This is a genomic window from Oceanobacillus manasiensis (genome assembly GCF_000724085.1).
GTDB classification, from domain to species: Bacteria; Bacillota; Bacilli; order Bacillales; family Amphibacillaceae; genus Oceanobacillus_B; species Oceanobacillus_B manasiensis.
The window spans coordinates 33,996-51,755 of sequence record NZ_CCDL010000003.1; the positions used below are offsets into that span (position 1 = coordinate 33,996).

At 39.2% G+C, this 17,760-nt stretch carries 4 protein-coding genes; all 4 read left to right on the top strand.

Annotation, left to right across the window (positions count from 1 at the left end):
- The first annotated feature begins 82 nt into the window (after positions 1-82).
- From fabD to BN985_RS13865, 4 genes are read left to right on the top strand one after another with little or no spacing between them, the layout of a single operon-like run.
- The gene (gene fabD / locus BN985_RS13850) at positions 83-1,354 is read left to right on the top strand and encodes an ACP S-malonyltransferase (protein WP_042224155.1); all 1,272 of its coding nucleotides are present in this window, start codon (positions 83-85) and stop codon (positions 1,352-1,354) included.
- A complete protein-coding gene (locus tag BN985_RS13855) occupies positions 1,354-6,054 on the top strand; it encodes a beta-ketoacyl synthase N-terminal-like domain-containing protein (protein ID WP_042224156.1) in 4,701 nt (1,566 codons plus the stop codon). Before fabD ends, BN985_RS13855 begins: the two co-directional genes overlap by 1 nt.
- 4 nt (positions 6,055-6,058) lie before the next feature.
- A complete protein-coding gene (locus BN985_RS13860) occupies positions 6,059-10,930 on the top strand; it encodes an SDR family NAD(P)-dependent oxidoreductase (RefSeq protein ID WP_052360691.1) in 4,872 nt (1,623 codons plus the stop codon).
- Positions 10,920-17,759, top strand: coding sequence for a non-ribosomal peptide synthetase (locus tag BN985_RS13865; protein WP_052360692.1), 6,840 nt, complete (start codon positions 10,920-10,922; stop codon positions 17,757-17,759). The genes BN985_RS13860 and BN985_RS13865 overlap by 11 nt, the downstream gene beginning before the upstream one ends.
- Position 17,760 lies beyond the last annotated feature (1 nt).

Below are 17,760 nucleotides of genomic sequence, written 5' to 3' on the forward strand. Positions count from 1 at the left end.
TATAAAGATTTACATCTGATCTATAATTATATAGCCTTTCATTTCAAATATGATGAAAGGTTAGTGTAAAGGGGTTATAAAAATGGATAAATCAGTGGTGATGTTCCCAGGACAATCATCCCAATATGTTGGAATGGGGAAATATTGGTTTGACAATTATGAGATAGTTCGACAACGGTTTGAAGAAGTTTCTGAGATTTTAGGTTTGGACTTGGCTTCATTATGTTTTAATGGTCCCGCCAATGAGTTGAAGAAAACAGAGAATACGCAAGTAGCTCTTCTAACATTAAGCGTGGCTATGTATGAAGTGTTATTAGAGGAAGAAAAGATTAAACCTGCATTTTTGGCTGGACATAGCATTGGTGAATTATCGGCTTTGACTGCATCTGGAGTATTTACCTTTGCAGATGGTGTGCATCTGGCGCGTGTTCGAGGTGAGGCGATGGCTGCTTGTAATACAGATAAACAAGTTGGTATGGTCGCAGTGACAAACATTAAGGCATCCATTGTAGAATCTTATATTGCAGAAACGGATCCTAAAGGGGTCAATATTCAGATTGCTAACTTCAATAGTCCAACTCAAACGGTATTGTCAAGTATTACAGAGGAGATGCTCAAGATAGGTGAACATCTGAAAGGTTTAGGTGCAAATGTGATTCCTCTGAATGTAAGTGGGGCTTTTCACAGTGAATTTATGGCAGATGCACAAGGTCCATTGGCTCAAGCCTTAGAGCCTATCATTCTTGGAGATATGTCTGTGCCAGTGATGTGTGGACAAGATGGACGCTTATATACTAAAGAAGATGATATTAAGGGATTTTTGGTATCCCAATTAACTCAACCAGTACGATGGACCAAGACGCTTTCCAGGTTATCCGAAGAACGGATAGATAATTGGTTAGAAATTGGTCCCAAAAGCGTTCTTAAAAACCTGACATTACAAACAATACCCGAAGCCCGAGTATATGCTTATGACGAGGAAGCAGATCGTAATGCAAGAAAATCCGAATATGAATTGAAAGAAAAAGACAATTCAAAGCTACCTAATTTTGTTGGACTTTGTTTGGGAGCGGCAGTAGCTACCCGTAATATGAATTGGAACGAAGACGAATATAAAAAAGGGGTGATAGAACCTTATAAAAGAATTCAAAAGGTTCATGATTTGATTGAGCAGGAAAAACGCTCCCCTAAAAAAGAAGAATTGTTACACGCCTTATCTGATTTGAAAATAATCTTTAAAACAAAAGGTGTTCCTGAACAAGAACAGAATGAAAGGATAAAACAAATTTCACATTCAACATCTATCGAGTCACTTATAATGGAAGATTTACAGTTGGTTAGGGAGGGTGGTTGATGGGTACATTTAATTTCAATTTGGACGAGATCGATTTAGATGAAATTGTGGATCATGATGGTCAACCTGAGGTTCATTCCAACCAAATAGGGTCAGATTCAAAAGGGGATGCAGTTGCCATTATAGGGATTTCTGGTCGTGTAGGTGCCGCAGAGAATCTAGATGAATTTTGGGGATTGCTCGTTCAAGGTCGGGAAGGAGTTAAGGATCTCCCATCACAAAGATACAAGGATTTGGAAGCATTCTTGCAAGCTAAAAATCTATCGATCCATGATAGGGAGGTTATGCGTTCCACGTACATGACTGATATTGCTGGGTTTGACCCAGGATTCTTTGGAATTTCCCAACAAGAAGCAAATTACATGGATCCAAATCAGAGAATTTTTTTAGAGACGGCATGGAAAGCTTTGGAGGATTCAGGCTATGGGGGAACGGATATTATAGGATCAAACACCGGTATTTTTGTCGGGTTCTCGACAGACTTTAATGTAGATTATCGTCAAATACAGAGTACCTTAAACCCCGGGGCACCAGAAGTAGCTACACTTGGAAATATTAAGTCCCTGATTGCCAGTCGACTGGCTTATCACCTAAATTTTAAGGGGCCGACTCTCTTAATTGATACTGCATGTTCCTCGGGTTTGATGGCAATGTACCATGCCTACCGGTCTATTGACAGAGGAGATTGCTCTGTGGCTATTGCAGGTTCCGTTAAAAGTCAATCAATCCCTTTGTTAGATGACGAAGAATTACGTACTGGCATTAAAGGCCTTTCTGGTATCGGCTCTTCGGATAGCAAAACACGGACCTTTGATGATTCATCTGATGGAACAACGACTGCGGAGGGGTCATTTGCATTTGTCCTTAAATCTCTGGAAGAAGCTAAGCGTGACGGGGATCATATTTATGCCGTCATATTAGGCGGAGCTTCTAATCAGGATGGGGCTTCCAACGGAATTACAGCCCCAAATTCAGAGGCTCAGAAAGAGTTGATAATTGAAGCTCTAGATGATGCTGGAGTGACAGGAGATCAGTTGAGCTATATAGAAGCTCATGGTACAGGTACTAGACTGGGGGATCCTGTAGAGATTGACGGAATACAGCGAGCCATCAGTCAATTTACCGAGAAAAAGCAATTTTGTGGTATAGGTTCTTTAAAATCGAACATTGGACATTTAGATCATGCGTCAGGTCTGGGAGGTGTAGCTAAATTAGTCTTGGCAATGAAAAAGAAGGTTTTACCTGCGAGTCTTCACTTCTCTGTACCGAACCGAAATATATCATTTGTTGAGTCTCCTGTACATGTAATTGACAAGACGGTACCGTGGTCAAAAGAAAACGAGGAAGTTTTACGAGCGGGTATTAACAGTTTTGGACTAAGTGGAACGAACTGCCATCTTGTATTGGAATCAGCCCCAAAGGAACGTGTTAGGAACAATAATCTAAACAATCAACCATTTTTATTGCCTTTAAGTGCTAAAACATTAAAAGCATTAAGGTTGTTGACCGCAGAATACATACAACGTCTGGAAGATAAGGAAATAAATTTGGCTGATATGGTATATACAGCATCACAGGGAAGGATGCATCATCCTATACGTTTGGCCATTCGATTTGATACCCGTGAACAGTTGATGTCTGCTTTAAGACGCTTTACTGCACTGGGAAAGGATGCATTACCTGACTCCTCTCTCTGGTATGGTGAACATCGTTTATTTGAGAATGAAAGTAAACGACGACAAGCCTCAGACCTAACGCCAACCAAATTACGAAGGTTAGAAAAGAAAGCTCAAGATTTGGTGAGTGCTAATCATAAGAACTATACCGATGAAGTTTTAAATAAGTTAGCAGAACTCTATATTTTGGGAGTTGAGCTACCGTGGGATCTTATGATGAGAGGATGGGAAGCAAGGCGTATTCCCCTCCCAACATATCCTTTTCAACACCGTCATTGTTGGGTTGAATCCAAAGCGATTTCGACCGCAGCAAAAGGTCATCCATTGCTTGGGGATTATCCAGTCAGCACAATTGGACACACAGTGTTTCGGAAAACGTTTCAGCCAGAAAACTATTGGGAGTTGACTGAACATAGAATTATGGGGATCAGTACGCTTCCGGGGTCTGCTTTACTAGAAATAATGGTGGAGTGGGCGAGAAACGTATATGGAAATAATTCAATGTTGTATTTTACTGATGTCAGATTTATTCAGCCTTTCACGGTGGAAGATGGGGCATCGAAAGAGCTGCATTTATTAATAGAAGACAAAGGTACTCAAAAACATATGCAATTTGCTAGTCTTAATAAAGAAAATGAATGGGTCCAACACGCTGAAGCGACGTTCGAAGGGGAACAAAAAAGTCAATCTGATGGCGTGAAAGTAAATATGGAGCATCTGATGGAACATGTAGACACGCCATTAAATATTGATTTATCAAATTCTGAAAGTCAAAACATTATAGTGAGTGAACGTTGGACAAAATCATTAATTGAAGGTCGAATGGATCAATCGGGAAAGGAATATTTAATTAAACTGAGCCTTCCAGAAAAATATAAGGAAGATAGAGAGAGTTATCATTTACACCCCGCTGTTATGGATTTATGTATGAATGGCATCAACATTCGGTTAGATGAAAAAGAGTTTTATTTACCGTTATCTTATGGTGAACTATTTGTTTACAATAAGCTCTCTACCACTGTATATGCACATTTGACAAAAATTGATGAAACAAATAATTCGAATATTCATCGTTTTAATGTGAAGATATATGATTCAACAGGAAATTTATTGGTTGAGGTAAAAGATTATTGTATCAAATCAGCCTCGTCCACATTAAATCGAACAGACCAATCAGATGGTTATGGTTATAAAAGAGTATTCCGTCCCTATGACTTGCCTAAAGAAGTAACACTTCCTTCAGGTGCAGTTGTTTTAGCAGGAAAAAGTAATGCTGCTTCCAAAGCCATAAAGGATGTTTTGACGGAAAAGGGAACCAACGTAATTGAGATTTCTCCTAGCGATAATAATTTAGAAAAGTCGTTAAAGGTTTTGGAAGGTGTAGACATGGCTCTAACTATTTTCACTTGGTCAGCACCAGAACACTTAGGCACCGATTTGGATTTATGGAAGATGGAATCTGAAGATGCTGTGATGGAAGGTTTTCAATTTCTGAAGGCCTGGTCGAAAATGAAATTTAAAACCAAATTAGGGGTAATAGCTTTAACTAGAAATGCTTGGGACGTTAATGGAGATGAGACAAATATCCAGCCAGGCCAAGCCGCTTTAACAGGACTTTGGGAAGTTGGAAGACAAGAGTTTAAGGCATTAAACATGAGAGTTATCGATTATGATCATGAAACATCGGCAGAGCTGTTACTTCACGAGATAGCTAATAAAGACCGCCCTTCTTTCTTGGTATATCGTTCTACAGGAGTTTATGAACCAGGTTTAGAGGAAAGTCGACTTCCGGCCAAACAAAATAAGATCATTGACAAGGAAGAGGGGGTTTATGTACTGAGCGGTGGTACGGGTGATCTTGGAATAGAACTCGCTGGACACCTAGCAAAACTTGGTGTTAGACGTCTCGTGTTACTTGGGCAACGTCCTATTCCACAACGCGAATTATGGGAATCGATTGTTGATCAATCCAATGAAACGCATGAAAGGCAGCGTGTGAAGCAATGGCTGGAACTAAAAAATAAACTGGATTCCTTAGAGGTACTTTCCGTAGCAATTGATAATTATGAGCAAGTATCCAAGTTTTTATCGGATATACGTTCAGCATACGGACGGATCAAAGGTGTTTTTCACCTAGCTGGAAAAGCTGGTGATGGGTTTATTTATAAAAAGCAGACAGAAACTTTTTATGATGTATATTCTCCAAAAGTAAATGGAGCAATTCATTTACATTTGGCAACATTACAGGATAACCCAGACATATTTATTACTTTTTCAAGTATTGCATCATTGGAACCGAGACCAGGTCAAGGAGATTACACATCAGCTAACATGTTCTTGGATGCTTTTATTGTTTACAGACAACGTATGGGATTGCCAGCTTTAAGCCTTCAGTGGCCAGCTTGGCGGGAAACTGGAATGGCCAGACGGATGGGGGCCGTGGTTGAAAACCAGAACTTTACGCCATTGGACACAAGGGAAGCCTTAGTAATCATGGAACATATTTTGTCGCAACCTGAGTCATTACCAGCAGTTTTGATGCCAGGTCAAATACAAAGAACAGATAATATAAGAAAGGAAACAAGGGTAGAACATAAACCGAAACAGCATACAGGTGAAATAAGGAACGTATATCTGACAGGCATATTGGACCCTGATGAGGTTGATATGAATGTTGCTAATATTTGGGCAAGAACATTACTAATGGACACTTTGGATGCTGATGATGAATTTGATGCATTGGGTGGAAATTCAATATTAACGATACAATTACACGACGAATATGAAATAAGTTATCCAGGAATGATGGATATTGCGGATTTATTTACTTATACAACTGTTCTTGAACAGGCAAATTATATAAAATCGCAACTTGGCCAATCTGAGTCAGTGTCCACATTTGTTGAAGAGGATGAAGGTGACAGCGAAGGTAATGAGGACATAGATGATATTCTCGATAGGATTGCCCAAGGTGATTTAACCGTAGAGGATGCTATGTCACACATACCATCTAAAAGGAGGTAATGAAATGTCAACTGAATTAAAAAAATATATACTTTCTCAAGTTGCCAAACAAGCGTTACCAAAAGAGGAGGCGAAAAAATACTTACAAGAATTAACTGCTCAAGAACAATCAGCAGAAACGGATGTCGCTATTATTGGAATTGCAGGACGATTTGCCGAAACGACAGATCCTGAATCATTTTGGCAATTGTTGAGAGAAGGAAAAAACTCTATTAGAAAATTCCCTAAAGATAGATTTAAAGATGCAGAGGATGTTCTGCGAAATCCGCATCTTTCGGAATTTGTTTTTGGAAATTCGATCCGGCCTGAGGATGTCCCATTCGCTCTCGCTGAATCTGGATATTTAATAGAAGTAGATAAATTTGATGCACCTTTTTTTGGTATTTCACCGATTGAAGCGACTCATATGGATCCCCAACATCGATTGGTGCTAGAAGTAGCCTATGAGGCGATGGAAGACGCAGGATATGGTGGTCAATCATTATATGGAAGCCGAACAGGGGCATATATTGGAAAAGAAGGAACTAATAATACTTTTTACAGTCAACGTTCAGTGCAAAACCCAATGCAACTGACAGGTAGCTGGGAAAGCTTAATGGCAAGTCGAATATCATATCTTTTTGATTTCAAATCACCATGCATGGTTGTTGATACAGCGTGTTCCTCGGGGTTGGTCAGTGTTCATGTAGCTGCCCAGGCCTTGATTGCTGGTGATTGTGATGTCGCTATTGCAGGTGGAATAAATTTAGCTCTTAATGGTGATATAAAACCAGAGTATCAAAAAGGTGCAAGCATGGGAGATGTTCAGGCTCAAGATGACAAGGTAAGACCTTTTGATGCAAAGGCGACTGGTACGTTATGGGGAGAAGGGGTTGGTATGGTCATATTAAAACCTCTTCATAAAGCTATTGAAGATCGCGATCAAATTCGCGCGATTATTAAAGGAAGCTCTATCAACAATGACGGTGCTTCTAAAAGCATCACGTCACCTAATGCAGAAATGCAAGAAGAAGTCATAGTAGATGCATGGAAAAAAGCTGGTATCGCCCCAGAAACCATTTCCTATATAGAAGCACATGGAACTGGAACGGTTTTAGGTGACCCAATTGAAGTAAAGGCCTTGCATAATGCCTTTCGTAGATTCACATCAGAAAAACAATTTTGTGCTATAGGGTCTTTGAAAACAAATATGGGGCATTTAGTAGGAGCATCAGGTACAACCGCATTAATTAAAGTAATCAAGTCATTGGAACATAAAGAGGTTGCTCCGATGCTCAATTTTGAATCACCTAATCCATATATTAATTTTATCGAAAGTCCATTATATATCAATGATCGACTACAACCATGGGATAGTGGTGATAAACCACGAAGAGCTGCAATTAGTTCTTTTGGTTTCAGTCGGACGAATTGCCATATGATAGTAGAGGAACCGCCTGTTGTAAAAATAAAGGAAGCGAAGCAACCACGTTATTGCTTAACAATTAGTGCCAAGAACGAAAAAGTTATGAAAAATTACATGAAACGCTATGCTCAATTTTTACAAAAAGATGCTTGGACACTAGCGGATTTATGCTATACGAGTAATATTGGTCGTGGTCATTATGAACATCGTGTCGTTCTTATTGCTGAATCCAAGGAAAAGCTCCGTTCTTTAATGCAAGAATTGGTGAACCATGAAGGAAATCCTTCCGATATAAACGGAATTTATTCAGGACAATTCCGAATTGCAAACGAAAATAAAAAAGATCTTGAACAAGGTGAAATGAAAAAACATGATCTGATGAAAATGAACAAAACTGCAAATGCAAAATTAAAGGAATATGTCGATGGAAACGCAGAAAATCCCCAACTGCTAATGGAAGTCTGTTCCTTTTATTCTCAAGGTGCTGATGTGGATTGGAAGTTGTTTTATCGGGAGGAAAAACGCTCTCGGATTCAAGCTCCTGTTTATCCACTAGAAAAAATTCGTTTTTGGGCGAAGCCTAAAGTCAAAGTCGAACAATTTAAACAGAGAGAGAAACTACATCCATTAGTAGAAAAGAAAATTTCACATTCTAATGAAGAGATTTGCTATGAAACAGTATTTCACGTTGATAAACATTGGGTTTTGAATGATCATCGTATAGGTGACAAAGCTGTCTTACCTGGTACAAGTTACCTTGAGATGGTTCGTTTTGCAGCCACAGAAGTATTTGGTAAAACAGCTTTGGAATTCAGAGATGTGTTTTTCCTATCACCCCTTGTTATTGATGACCATACTGAATCGTTGGTTAGATTAATATTTGTAAAATTATCATCCGGTTTTTCATTCATAGTAAAAGGAAAAAATCCTGCAGGAGGGTGGGTTCCTTATGTGGAAGGCAGAATATCTATACTGGAAAAAAGTAAAGCTGATGATCAACAGAAAAGGGATCTATCATCCTTAAAGAGCAATGCAGATACAGTGATAGACGCCTATAAAGAAAAGAATGTATCTGAGGTATTTACGTTTGGTCCACATTGGGAAACAGTAACTGCTGTCTGGTCGTCAGAGCGTGAAACATTAGGAAAGCTGGAATTGCAGGAAGAATATCAGCATGAACTCTCTGATTTCCAGTTGCATCCTTCCATGTTGGATAATGCTGTTAACCTAATCAGTCAGAAAAAAGGTAAAGTATTTCTTCCTTTTAATTATAAAGGTCTTAAATTATATGCCCCGATGGCTAAAGAGGTCTATACACACATTCGTCAGCTTAATAACATAGACGGCTCAGAGGGAATTACTACTTATGATATCGATTTGCTTGATAAAGAAGGACGGCTATTGGCGCAAATTAACGATTACACTGTGAAGCAAGTAAAGGATATTTCTGCACTAGGGAAAAGTGTTATGGAATACGGAAGCTATCAGATGAAATGGGTGCCAAGAGATAGCAATAATTCAAACGAAAACAGTGTTCATGGAGATTGGGCGTTGGTTTCGACCCCTGGTTTACGTTCGAGGGAATTGGAAGAAGCTCTGATTGCTTCTGGATTAAATGTAACAACGTATCATCTAGGAACTAGTAATCATTCAGACCTGATGTACTTCCCAGATAAGCACGGATTTGACGCTATACTAACCGATGCCGAGAAACGGGGTGTTCAAGGTATATTATTTGCTAGTGATTATACGATCGAAGAAGAGGAGAAAGGTCAACTTCTGACTTCTCAGCAGGTATTCCAAAAACGGCGAACACTTGGTGTTGATGCATTATTTCATTTAGGGAAACAATTGCTGAATAGGAATATGAAACAGATAAACAATCTAAAGGTATTAACAAGTGATGGTTGGATGGTAGACGGCAACGAGTCATCTATTAATCCTTTATCTGGTTCAACGGCAGCTTTAGCCAAGGTCATTGGACAGGAGTATCGCCATCTAAAGGTTGATATTACTGATGCCGCAGAAGATGTACCAATTTCGGACGTTATTAATGAGTGTTTATGTGAGGATAGAATAAGAGCATTACGCCAATCCGGAGTTTATGTTGAGGAATTAAAACCGTACGAAGTATTACCAACAAACGGATTTACTCCAGATTCTGGAGGTGCTTATGTAATTTCTGGTGGATTAGGCGGTGTGGGAATGTCAATAGCCGAGCACCTTGCTAAAACTAGAGACATTCAAGTTGTATTATTAGGCCGCAGATCTCTTGCTCCAGAATCGGAATGGGAGGAACGAGCAAATTCCGGTAGTGCAAAATCCAAAGAAATGTATATCCGACTGATTAATCTAAAATCACAAATGAAAACTCTCGAGTATATCTCCATCGATGTATCGAATACATCTGATGTTGAAACGATGGCTCAAGACTTGAAGAAGCGTTATGGTCACATTAATGGGATTTTCCATGCGGCAGGTTTGCCAGGCGATGGGTTTTTAATGTTAAAAGAAGAAAATAAATTTAAAGAAGTTTTAAACCCCAAGCTTGATGGATCCATGAATTTATTACGGATTCTTCCTAAAAACAATAAAAGCTTCCTGTCATTATTCTCATCCGTTAGTTCGCTAGCTGGTGGTGAAGGTCAAGGTGATTATACTGCTGCTAATGCGTTTCTTGATTCATTAGCTGATATGGGTCAGTTAGAGGGATTAAAGGTGTCAGCAGTGAATTGGCCAGGTTGGAAAAGTCTGGGAATGACATTATTCCACGAGCAACAAAAGAAGGAAGGAATGTTTAAATCTGTTAATTTAGAAGGCGTTACTGCTGTATCTGCTATGGCATTTGATGATGTAAGTATTTTCAAGGATATAAGTATCGAAAATGGTATGAAATGGTTAGAGGAATCCATTACTAATCCACAAAGACGAATTATCCCATCGCCTTTGAACATCACATTGGCAGTCAAACTACAGGAGGGTTTACCTTTTAGATTGGATTCTAGACTCATTCAAAACGTTAGTTCCTCTGAAAAGCCGGCTAGTGATCATACTTCAGAGAGTAGTCAGGAAGTAAACGTAAAAATCAAGGGAACAATGGAACCGACCGAAACACAAGTAATTATAGGAAATGCGTTTGGTCATATACTTGGGCTTGATGAAATTGACATTTATACGAGCTTTCAGGACATGGGGGGAAATTCCTTAATGACAACCCAACTCTTGAAACTAATAGATAAACACATCCCAGGTCAAGTTGATATTTCAGATCTGTTCTCTTATCCATCGGTCAAGGATTTATCAGATTATATCGATGAAAAAAATGGTATCTCAAAAGAAAAGCAGACATCAAGTCAAACAGATAATGAAGACAATGAACTTATTGATTTAATCGAGCAGGAGTTAGAAGGAACGGAGTATTTGGATGAATTCTTGGTTCATCTAAAAGGAGGAGGAAAAGATGGCCAATGAAACCAAAGACTATAAGAAAGAATTAGCTCTATATTTGCTCAATAAAATGAAGCAGAACGACATACCAAAGGAATTAGCAATAAAATATATCAAAGAATTACAATCAACAAAGAAAAGTAAAGATCGTGAAGATATGGCGATAATAGGAATGGGCTCTAGATTCCCGGATGCAGAAACCCCTGATGAGTTTTGGGATAACATTGCAGCTGGTAAAGATTCTATAGGTCCTATCTCGGAACAGCGTAGAAAAGATGGGGAACGAAAGACCGGGAGAGAATTAAACTTGATGAAGGGGGGCTTTCTAGATTCAGTAGATAAATTTGATCCAGACTATTTTAACATACCACCAAGTTTGGCTACCCAGATGGATCCCATTCATCGTAATGTGCTACAAATCTTTGTAGAAACGTTAGAAGACGCAGGTTACAGTCGGAAACAAATCATTGGTGAACCAATTGGGGTATTTATAGGTAAGGATCACACAAACACAATGACAGATTCATACTTATCCTTTTTAACGGCTACAGATTTTCAAGTAATGACAGGTTCCTTGCCCGGGATATTGGCCAGTCGTTTGTCATATACATTCAATCTTAAAGGGCCGGCTACTGTAATTGACACAGCTTGTTCGTCTTCGCTCGTAGCTTTGGATACTGCAATCAACTCCATTAACAATGGGGACTGTGAAACTGCCTTTGTAGGCGGAGCTAATTTATTTTTCGTGCCAGAGAATTTTAACGCAGATATTCACTCGGGAGATTATAAAGTCAGGGCATTTGACCAACAAGCTGGAGGGACGAGTTGGGGTGAAGGTGTCGTAGGAATATATATAAAACCTTTATCCAAGGCTGTGCAGGATGGAGATCATATCTATGGGGTCATTCGTGGGATAGCCGTGAATAATGATGGGGCCTCCAATGGAATAACAGCACCTAACGCTAGAGCACAACATGATGTTTTGACAAAAGCGTGGGAAAGGGCGGAGATTTCCCCTGAAACCATATCTTATATTGAAACACATGGAACAGGGACCAGTCTTGGTGACTCGATTGAAATAAAAGGATTAACTTCTGCGTTTTCATTGTTTACCAATAAACGCCAATTTTGTGCAATTGGTTCCATAAAAACGAATATCGGTCACACAATAGGTGCTTCTGGACTGGCTTCCGTACTAAAAGTGTTGTTGTCCTTAAGAGAAAAGGCATTACCACCTAGTATTAACTTTAGTCAACCAAATTCTCAAATCGATTTTTGCAATAGTCCAGTGTATGTCCAGGATAAGTTGGCTGAATGGTCAGTGGACAAAACCCCCCGTCGGGCAGGTATCAGTTCATTTAGTCTGAACGGTACAAACTCACATTTGGTCATAGAAGAGGGGCCATCCGATAACAGGGGGGGAATAGACGATAGCTGGTTGATATTTCCTATATCAGGACGTTCTCCTGAGTTGTTAAAGAAAACAACGTCCAGGTATCTCGAGTATTTACAGAAACATGATGAACTTCGGTTAGACGACATTTGTTTTACGGCAAGCACAGGTCGAGAACATCATAATAAACGTGCCATTGTGCTTTGCCGCGATTCTTCCAGTTTGTTAGCAGGTTTGCAAAGTTTATATGAGATGCTTGACAGTGGTGATCTAGAAAATGGCAATCTGGTTATGCAAAGGGAGAAGTTTACCATTGTTTGGGGGCCGACAGAAAATTCACCTATAATAACCAATAATGCAGTTGATGTAGATGTAGAGGCGAATAAGCTTGTGTCGAATTTAGCTGATCCCACTCAAAAGGAAATCCGAAATGAGTGGGAAAGGCTGTGTAATTACTATGTTCAGGGAGCTGAAATCCAGTTTGTTCAACTGTTCAGTGAAATGAATGTAAAACGTTGTTCTTTACCACCTCAAGTGTTTAATAATCAACGATATTGGGATGAAAGTAAACAGAACACCCCAGTGGCTCAAACCTGGCCAACAGATCAGGAACAAATGACGGCCGATATGTTGTGGAAAAAGTTCCGGGAAGCTAGCTCTCGTTTGAGTGATGATTCTAGAAATGAAACAGAAGCTTTTATAGCTTGGTCGTGGTCAGAAATTCTTGGATACCCTGTTATCAATCCTATGGATGATTTTTATTCCTTGGGAGGGGACTCCATTACTGGATTACGCATCATTCAAATACTGGATATGGGGTATGGACTTGATCTTTCCGCTTCAAATCTAATGGGAGCACCAGTATTTAAAGATTTTGTTAAAAGCGTGATGCACGAGCTAAATGAAGAAGGTTTGTATTCCCAGGTGGATGTTGAAGATAGTGGTCAGGAAGAAGCAATGCCTGATAAAAGTGAGTCACCTTTTCCTTTGTCGCCACCTCAGGGCAGGGTATTTCTGTCTTCAGGTTGGAATCCTGACTCATTGGTCTACAATGTAACAGCAGTCCGTCAAATTACAGGTTTTCATAATATTAATGAAATTGAGTCAATCATAAAAAAAGTCATTCAACGTCATGAAAGTCTCCGTACATCTTTTCATTTAGAAGGAGATACACCTGTTCAAGTCGTACACAAAAAAGTAGATTTCAACGTTGAGCGACGATGGTTGGAAACTAAAGTAAATATGAGCAAGGTGGAGTTGATGAATAGGGAGTTAAAGGATTTTATACGTCCATTTGATTTATCCAAAGCACCGTTGCTACGAGTAGGTTATTTTGAATTTGATGATAATGACTGTTATTTAGTCATTGATTTCCATCATATTATTACAGACGGAACTTCTATGGGGATATTTTTCTCCGATTATCTAAGACTTGCAAGTGGAGAAAAACTACTTCCTTTGCCCTTACAATACAGGGATTGGGTTGATTGGGTAAATCATCGAAAAAATGATAAGCAATTCATGAAAACACGTCAATGGTGGGTGGACATGTTTGTTGATGGAATACCGATTATAAATCTGCCTACGGATAAATATAGACCTGCTGTTCGAGATTTCCGAGGTTCACGAATTTTTCACATGATACCGAATGAACTTCTTAATCAAGTGAAAGGGTTTGCAAAAAGTTCCAAAGCGACACTTTTTATGGTGTTAATTGCAGTTTTTCATAATCTCTTAGCACGCCTGAGTGGAGATAGGGATATCGTGATTGGAACGCCGGTATCAGGACGTCCTCGAACGGAGTTCCAAAATTTAGTTGGTATGTTTATTAATACGCTGCCTATTCGAACACAATCACAGCATCAGGAAAGTTTTTTGGACTTTTTGGATCGATTGAAGACGACTATGTTGGAAGCATACCAAAATCAGGAATACCCTTATGAATCATTGATTTCTGATTTAAAACTAGAGCGAGATCCTAGTCGCAATCCATTATTTGATGTTTATTTTGCTTTACAGAACATTGATATGGGCATCACTGGTGATGAAGGAGAAAAACTTATTGATTTTGATTCCGGAACTGCAAAATTTGATTTGACAGTGGTTGCACGGGAAACAGAAGAAGGATTGATTATGGAATGGGAATTTTCCGAATCTTTATATAGACCATCTACAGTGGAACGTATGGCTTCGCATTACCAATTTTTACTCGCCTCTACCGTTTTAAACGCAAATAAGAATTTGGATGAATTAGAAATTATCGATGAGCAAGAACGCAATCTTTTATTGAACGAATGGAATGATACTACTACTTCCTATACGGGTAAGCAAGGAATCGTTTCTATTTTTGAAGAGGTTGTTTCGAATAACGGTGAAACAACTGCTTTGATCATCGACAATAAGCATATGAATTACAATCAGCTTAATAAGCAAAGTAATCAGATTGCGCGGGCAATCATAGAACATGGTGGGACGCCAAATTCTCCAGTAGGGATTTTATTAGATCGATCATTTGATATGATTGCTGCAATCATTGGTGTTTTAAAGGCTGGTTGTTATTATGTGCCGTTAGATGCTGAATTGCCATTAGACCGCTTACAGACTATGATTAATGATTGTGATACCGAACTATTAGTAACACATAATGATTTGGGAGATGAGATTTTAGGCAGCGAGCCAATAGACCTATCGATAATGGATCTGGACAACTTGGATCCGAATTTGCCAACTCACAACATCGGAATTGAAGTCAATGGAACAAATAAAGCCTATATTAAATATACTTCGGGTTCCACAGGGAATCCAAAAGGAACGGTGATTAGGCAAGAAGGAGTTATTCGAGTGGTACGTGATTCAGGATATTTAAATATCCAACATGATGATGTACTTCTTCAGCTCTCCAATTATTCCTTTGATGGAGCAGTATTTGATATATTTGGGGCATTGTTAAATGGTGCCAGCTTAGTGTTACTGCACAAGTCTGAAGTAACAGAACCAAAACAATTGGCCAGACGTATTAGGCAAAACGGTGTTTCCGTGTTTTTCATCACAACAGCTCTTTTTAATGCATTGGTCGAAGCTGCTCCTGAATGTTTTGATCATACAAGGAAAGTGTTATTTGGCGGAGAAGCTGCATCCATTCATCATGTACGTAAAGCTTTTGAACGTCTCGGATCTGGTAGGTTAATCCATGTATACGGGCCAACGGAAACAACGGTTTTTGCAACATATTATCCGGTTAACGAAGTTCCAGAGAATCAAAGTCTTCCAATAGGAAAGGCAATTGGCAATACAACTCTTTATGTTCTTGATGAGCAAATGCGCCTTCAACCATTGGGAGTACCGGGAGAGTTGTATATTGGTGGACAAGGTCTTGCCGTTGGTTATTTAAACCAACCTGACTTTACAGCAGAAGAATTTCTAGAATCTCCTTTTAAAATAAATGAACGTATTTATCGAACCGGTGACATGGTTGTTTGGGGTGAAGATGGATATCTACGTTTCTTTGGACGTCGAGATAAACAGATTAAACTCAGAGGTTATCGAATTGAATTGTCCGAAATCGAGAGGCATACATTACAGTATTCGGATGTGCGTGAAGCATATGCAGATGTCTATACGACTGAAAATGGTAGCGGACGAAATCTCTGTATCTGGGTAACTTCAGAGGGGAACCCAACTAATTTTGATACTAAGGGATTGCATAAATTATTGACACAAAAGTTACCAGATTATATGGTTCCAAATTTTATTATTCCGATGGAAAAGCTCCATTTGAATAAAAACGGCAAGGTCGACAAAAAGATGTTGACACCACCAGCAATGATTGTCGAAGGGAAACGAAAAGAATCACGAAATGAACGTGAAGAAATATTAGTTGATATATGGTTGAAGGTTTTGGGTGTCACTCCAAGTGTTGACGATAACTTTTTTGCACTTGGGGGAGATTCTATTAAAGCGATTCAAGTAATTGCTAGAGTTCAAGATATGGGTTTGGAAATGGTTATGGCTGACTTATTTCAGTATCAAACTGTCGAATCTCTTACCCCACATTTAAGAGAAAAACAAAGGGTAAATATTGAGCAAGGGGAAGTGTATGGACATAGCCTTCCGACTGTAATCCAATCGAGCTTATTAGACAATGAGCATTTGCCAAACCATTTCACTCAACTTATGGGGATTTATGGTATCCAACATCTGGAGCAGAATCGTCTAGAGAATGCTTTGACACGTGTATGCAGTCATCATGATTTCTTAAGATTAGTTATCGATTCTAATAAAAATTTGCGTCTTAAAAAACAGGATGAAGGAAACTTGTTCCATTTGATAGAACTTCCTTCACATATGGAAGAAGACCAACTTCATGACTCGTTAATTAAAGCCCAGCAACAGATTGATTTATATAATGGCCCTTTATTGGTTGCGGTGGCAAGATATGAGAATAAAGAACTTTATTTGGCTATCCATCATTTAGCGGTGGATGTTGTATCTTGGACTCCCATTTTGGAGGATATCTCTACCATTTTAGCAAATCCCAAAGCGTTGCTACCGAAGAAGACAACACCATTTCCAGAATGGACACGAGCTGTTACAGAATGGGCGAAAAATGGCGGAGCAAAGGATGAATTACCTTATTGGAGAGAGGTGGCAAAAGAAGCTCAAGATATAGTTGCACCATTCCCAGAGGTAACGTCACGATACGAGGAAACTTCAAGTGTTAAGCATTGGATTGATAGAAAGACGAGTCAGTATTTATGTGGTGAAGGAAACCAAGCATTCCACACAGAAACTGTTCATCTTTTTCTAGCATTTTTATCACGGGCACTCAGTTCATTTGCGCAAACATCAGCTTTATTAGTTAACCTTGAAGGTCATGGTCGTGAGCCGATTAGTAGTGAATTGGATGTCAGTCGTACAGTAGGCTGGTTCACCAGTCGCTTCCCTATTGTTTTACGAGGGAACGGCGATGTAAAAGATGCTATAAAGTTGGTTAAGGAATCGATTCGAGGTATCCCACATCGTGGGTTTGGATTTGGAGTGTTAAAGTCGCTAACCCCTGATTTATCACAAGAGGATAAGGACATGTTGGAGCAATTAAGGCCTGTCATTAATTTCAACTATCTAGGTAAACAGGAGGAAAGTAACCAGGATGGAATTGTGGTTGAAAATTTATCCACAGAATTGGCAATCGATAAGAATTATCAAACCGAATGGGCCTTGGATATTATAGCATTTCAGTCAGATTCCGGTATTTGTATAGACATTCGTTATCCTAACAAATTATTCACTGACAGAGAAATGGAAATCTTGTTAAATCTGTTAGATGAAGCGGCAATCGAAGTGGCGAATTGCTGTTTAGATTATAGGTATGGCGAAAAGACAGCTTCGGATTTCACAGTGACTCCATTACAGCAGGATGAATTCGAAGACATACTAGAAGATTTGGATATAAATAGGTAGT